At 56.2% G+C, this 4582-nt stretch carries 4 protein-coding genes; 1 reads left to right on the top strand and 3 read right to left on the bottom strand.

Annotated features, from left to right (window positions below; translation table 11 throughout):
- Positions 1 to 1065 (top strand): C-terminal helicase domain-containing protein (locus AC6T8Q_RS21480; RefSeq protein ID WP_500681037.1); only part of this gene is annotated, 1065 nt, incomplete at its 5' end.
- Between the two features lie 23 nt (positions 1066 to 1088).
- Here AC6T8Q_RS21480 and AC6T8Q_RS21475 read toward each other — a convergent pair.
- The 3 genes from AC6T8Q_RS21475 to AC6T8Q_RS21465 form a co-directional block, all read right to left on the bottom strand.
- Positions 1089 to 2693 (bottom strand): ATP-binding protein, encoded by a 1605-nt coding sequence (locus AC6T8Q_RS21475; RefSeq protein ID WP_500681036.1) that lies wholly within the window; start codon positions 2691 to 2693, stop codon positions 1089 to 1091.
- Positions 2694 to 2957: 264 nt separating this feature from the next.
- Positions 2958 to 3356 (bottom strand): DUF1398 family protein, encoded by a 399-nt coding sequence (locus tag AC6T8Q_RS21470; protein ID WP_500681035.1) that lies wholly within the window; start codon positions 3354 to 3356, stop codon positions 2958 to 2960.
- A 10-nt stretch (positions 3357 to 3366) separates the two neighbouring features.
- Entirely contained in the window at positions 3367 to 3840 is a 474-nt protein-coding gene (locus AC6T8Q_RS21465) for a MarR family winged helix-turn-helix transcriptional regulator (RefSeq protein ID WP_500681034.1), read from the bottom strand.
- Between the last annotated feature and the right edge of the window lie 742 nt (positions 3841 to 4582).

The following is a 4582-nucleotide window of genomic DNA, read 5'->3' as shown; positions in this document are numbered from 1 at the left end:
AAGCGAACTGCGGACCCCGAAGCACGCGAACAGATCCGCGACCCACTCGAAGCGGAAGAATCGGACCTCGGCGGGCAAGCGGGACAAAACAAAGATTCGATCGAGAATGCAGTAGATTCGTGGGTTCGACGCCTTCGCGAGGAGAAAATTGGGGAGATCGTGGCGCCGTACTTTCGGTCTGGCCTGATTTCTGCCTCCGATGGTCGTCAACCGCTTCTGGCGGAGTATCACCAAGAGTTGCTGGTTCAGTTTGATTTGGAAACCCGAGCCGTCGCGGGACAGGTATTCCGCCGCATTTTGATGGCGGATGAGTTCTTGCTTCGTTACCTGGCGGACGTGGAGAAGGATAATACGACACGGTGGGCTGACTATCTTTCCGAGCGTTACGTCAAACCGCTGGACGGGCATTTGGAGTCATTGCGAGATCGCGTCCAGGCATACATGGAGACCCTCGTTCGCGCCCGGAAGAACCGCGCATTGCTATCGGGCTACCATGCGGGCGCTGAAAATCGCAACGTGGTCCAGCTGGTGAAGGGAGACACTCAGAATCGGGATCGATATTTCCTCGGGTTCAACACGCCGTATCGCCCGGAGATCCTCGTTTCCACGTCGGTAGGCCAGGAAGGCATCGATTTGCACCGAGAGTGTCGCCACGTGATTCACCACGACTTGTGCTGGAATCCGGCGACAATTGAGCAGCGCACGGGGCGAGTCGATCGGATTGGCAGTAAGGTTGAACGCGAACGCATGGGCGTCGAAGAAGGCAATGGACCAACACTTGAAATCGCCGTTCCGTACCTGGCGGCAACTTACGATGAACGGATGTTTGAGGAACTCTATCGGCGTGCCCAACTTTTTGAGGTCACTCTTGGCGGGGAGATGCGAGTCGAAGGACGGATTGACCCGGAGCATGTGGCCTCGGAGCAGAAACGGAGAGAGAAGCTGGGCATTGGTACCGAAGACGAGGATATTGGAGACGAATCAGACGTGACAGGAGTCGTGGATCTCCCGACTGATATGATTGAGGAACTTCGCGTCGATCTGTCGATTTGGAAACCCCGGTAGGACCGAGGACGCCGCCTAGTGATTTAGGTCTTGGTGAGTAAGCGGCGACCTTTCGGAGTGATTTTTCGCTTCTGCTTCTTGCTTTGAGGCTTGTCGGGAAGCGTCAGTTCGATCAGTCCGAATTCCGTAAGTCGCTGCAAGGCTTTCCGGACGTTGCCCACGAGGGTTTTGTATCCGAGATGCGTCGAAACTTCCGGGATGCTCTTGGGCGAGTCCTTGAAGAAGTCGAGGATCTTTCGTTCCGTTTCCGACAGATCAATTTGTCGTTGATCATGGACCTCATCATGGACCTCATCATGGACCTCGGCAAAGGTCGGATGGATGCGAATCTCGGCAAGAAAATAGGAACGACCCTCGTCCGTCTCAAAGCGGGGCGAGGGGGACCCGTTCGCTTTCAAGGCAGCGTAGATCTTGGGAATCCCTGTTCCCCTCCCCTCGGTCAGTTCCAACTCCTTCAGAAACTCCCCAATGCGGCGGTTCCGGTAGCGGCGGGCAATAAACTGCTTGGTCTTGAGCGCATCGCGCCGAATCGAAGGGTCCGGGCCGGGATAGCTGACGATCTCGATGCGATCATTGTGAATCCGGACCTCGATGGGTTCTCGCAATTCGTAGCTGCGATGATAGACCGCGTTGACCAGCGATTCCTCCAACGCGGGATATGGATAGTTGAACACGCGTGTCGCCTCGGCTCGATCGCGAACCTTGGTGATACGCTCCTTGACGACGGTGTTCTTGAGATACGTCAGAGCGTCTCGTAGTTGCTGGTCGAGCGGCCCTTGAAAGATCTTCTCTTCCAACCGGTTCCCGGCGACGCCTTCCGGGAAATGAACGATATCGATTTGCGTGGTCGGAAAGAATTTGTCGGGGGCTTCATTGAAGAAGAGCAAGCCGACATTGCGAGGCCTGATAAATTCGTCGCTGCCTTCCACGATGTTCAATCGCCGGCCGAGGTCGGCAAGCGGCATTTTTACGGAACTGCCATGAAGGGCGCTTCCCGTTTTTTTCAGGTAGGCCCGAATGAGCGGAACGCGGAGATCTTCCAGTTCCGACCGATGGCAAATGCGGTCGTCAAACGGAACCGTGGCGGCAAGACCAATCAATTCGCGACGATCGCCGTTCTTGGCCTCGACCGTGTTTGCATAGCGTCGGATGTAGTAGCGGTATTCCTTTTCTTTCGCGGTAACACTTTTCGGTGCCTCATAGGGCCTGGTCTGGCCCCCTGGCGCCCAGAGGACAACGAGGGTTTTTCCTTGAAACTCTTCGATGCTGAGTATCGGAAAATATTGCGGGCGAATGGCGTAACAGAATTGGAGCAGTTCCTTCTGAATCTTGTCGAGCTGCCCCTGCGGAACGCCGACCGGTGGAAAGACCGGCTCGCCGTCCTTGCTGTCTTGACCAATGACCAGATACCCGCCCCCGAGGTTCTCGAAGTCGTTGGCGAACGCGCAGAGAGTGCGAATGATTGGGTCGGGGTTCCAGCCAGCCTTGAACTCGATGCGTTCAATCTCGACGACGCGAGCATAAAGAAGGTCGTCGATGCGAATGGGCAGGCGGCTGGTGAGAATGCCGGGCGCGGAATCCCCCGTGGTGGCAGAAGTCTTCGGAGCGTTGGCACGTAGTTTGGACATAAGGGCAGGTTAGCCAAAATCACTAACGGCGGAAAGCCGGTTCAAGAAATCAGCGGTTCTCAGCTCCCCGCAGAACGAAGCAAACGCCGCCCGGACCCGGAACACTACCGACGCACACTCCGCTGCTTGTTGCCGTGCTTCCGGGAACGGTCTTGCTCATTGGAGCCCTCAGCTAGGTGCCAGCGCTGGCCCTTGGGCCGATCGAGAACGGCAAAGCTGGCTCATGATGAGATCACCCAAGTGCAGGATGGGCATCTTCGAGCATCACGCTCCCTGCGGCCTTGGAAACTCCTCGATATGCTGTTCGCCCTTTCGGCCGAAGTAGATGACTCTTTTCCCCGCCAAAAACGCCCAATAGCCAAGGACACCGGCAGCCGCCGAACGCTTGACGAATTCGGGATAGCGCACCGTGTCTGCCTGAGCGCCGCGAATTGTAGCCACCAGGTCGTTACTGTTGAACGCCTCGGCTGTTGGGCCCGGGTCCAAGCTCATCGCTGCCGTGTGCGTGGTTCCTTCCAACTGGTAATATGTCTTTTGCTTCGACGCATAGTCCACGAAGTAAGATTCCACACCGAGCTCCATCATGCTTTTGACGACCTGAGGGAAGGTCATCTCGCCGCGCTCGGTTGCGAGCGCGAGTTCGTGAATTCGCTGTTTGCTCACGGTTTCTCCATTACTCGGTTGGTAAGGTCTGCAAGCCCTTTGCGTGCACCAGCTTTTTCATCATGGAAAGCAGCGCAGCCCGCTCTCCGCTTGAAAGCGGATGAAAGTACTCCTCGTCGTTCTCATCGGCCAAGGCTGCCAGTTGCGGAATGAGCCGTCGTCCGGTTGCCGTCAGCGCAATCGTCTGGAAGCGGCGGTCATCGCTTCGTCCTCGGCGGCTGATCAACTTCTTTTTCACGAGCCGGTTCACGAGTTTGGAGACGCCGCCGCGCGTCATCCCAATCCGCTCCGCCAGAACGCCTGGCGAGATCTCCTCGTCGTCGAACATCTCCCGCATCACGACCCATTCCGGCACGGTCACTCCTTTCGCAAGGAGCTTGCGTGCAAAGGCATGGGAGACGTGATTGGAGACGAAACGCAGCCAGAACCCCAGATGCTGTTTCAGTTCACTGACAGTCGATGCGGGTGGCTTGACGGCGTTCATGAAAGATAGTTTATCAGGAAACTGTTTCCTGGGAAACTGATGTTTGGGAAAAAAGCGGCTGCCAGTTAGTCCTTCTCAGACGAGGTGAAATTCTACACGGAGCGCAGCGGCAATGGCTTCGAAATGATTGAATCGTTCCGTTTCGAAAGAAAATAAAGCCACTAATGACAAATGGTTGCGCTCGTCTCACTTCGATCCAGCGAGCAATTCAGAAGGGCCTTCAGCAGCTGAATGCACGCAGATGGCCTTCGAAATTTCGTCGCTGCGCGATTAGGTCGTGTGCGGACCACGCATGGACATCGTAATCCTCAATGGGCATCGATGGCCCGATGCTGAGATTTACGAAGGAATACTTCCGTGTTTGGAGCACATCGCGAATTCGGGCCAAGGCATGGTAGAGCTTGAAGTTGCTGTTGCCCGGCTCGTCTTGCCCAACCATTTCCCCGAAGGCTTTCCCGAAGTTTTCCCCGAAGTTTCCGCCCCGCGAGGCAATTGTCTGAAGAATTGTCTGCCGGCCTCGTTTGGACCTCGGTTAGACAAATCACAAGGGCACGATTGGGCACAAAAAGGCACAATTAGGCACGATCACTCGCCCCGTGCGGGCTTCGCTCGCCATTGGAGTGATCGGCCGGCGCCAACCGTCTCGACCAAACCGGACTGACGGAGCTTCACAAGGTTCTTCTGCACCGTTCGACGAATCACTGGCGGATCGAGCGTGGTGACCAATTCAGAAATCGAGATT

It is taken from the genome of Bythopirellula sp. (assembly GCF_041737835.1).
Lineage (GTDB): Bacteria > Planctomycetota > Planctomycetia > Pirellulales > Lacipirellulaceae > Bythopirellula.
This window is presented reverse-complemented; position numbering and strand designations above follow the sequence as displayed.